1 protein-coding gene is annotated in these 853 nt (G+C 60.7%); it reads right to left on the minus strand.

Translation table 11 applies throughout. The features are described from left to right. Window positions 1-355: carboxyl transferase domain-containing protein (locus EN932_RS37155; protein ID WP_281061583.1), on the minus strand; the 355-nt coding region annotated here is incomplete at its 3' end. Window positions 356-853: the final 498 nt, after the last annotated feature.

Below are 853 nucleotides of genomic sequence, written 5' to 3' on the forward strand. Positions count from 1 at the left end.
GGTTGCGCAGCGACATCTCCTGCACCTTGATGACCTTCTCGGCATGCGCTTCCGACAGCGAGCCGCCGAACACGGTGAAATCCTTGGCGAAGAGGTAGACCGGGCGGCCGTTGACGGTGCCCCAGCCGGTAACGACGCCGTCGCCCGCGATCTTGGTCTTTTCCATACCGAAATCGGTCGAGCGGTGCTCGACATACATGTCGAACTCCTCGAACGAGCCCTCGTCGAGAAACACCTCGATGCGTTCGCGCGCGGTGAGCTTGCCCTTCTTGTGCTGGGCGTCGATGCGCGCTTGGCCGCCGCCCATGCGGGCGATCTCGCGGCGGCGCTCGAGTTCCTTCAGCACGTCCTTCATCGATTACCTCCCAAGCCAGCGGCATTTCGTGGTAATCGTGCCGGCAAGCGAGCGCAAGCGCCGCTTGCTCCGTCGATTTTGCTGCGCTGCAACATGAGCCCCCTTGCATTTGGTGGCGAACTGGGCCATATGCGGCGGCATAGGCGCTTGGGCCGGGACTTATCCGGCCTTCTCGACGAATGAGACTGGTTGCGTCTGTTTTCCCTCTTTCCGGTATATCGGCCCTTTTTCCGGTAAATCACAAAGCGGCGAAAAAGCCCCGTGGCATGATGCCTGCGGGCACGACAGCGCAGCCGAGTGGACGAACCCGTCCGCCCGCCTTGTCGTTTCATGAAAATTTGTTCGACGGCAGGTTGCGCCCTGCCGCCATCGATGTTTGCGGCCAGAAGCCGCGTGAAAGAAGATTATTTTGACCAACGAAAACACTTTGCCCGGTAGCAACACTGCGGAACTCACCGGTTTCGCGGCACTGGGTATTACGGGCGCGCTGCTCAAGGC

It is taken from the genome of Mesorhizobium sp. M7A.F.Ca.US.002.01.1.1, from assembly GCF_004022955.1.
GTDB classification, from domain to species: Bacteria; Pseudomonadota; Alphaproteobacteria; order Rhizobiales; family Rhizobiaceae; genus Mesorhizobium; species Mesorhizobium ciceri.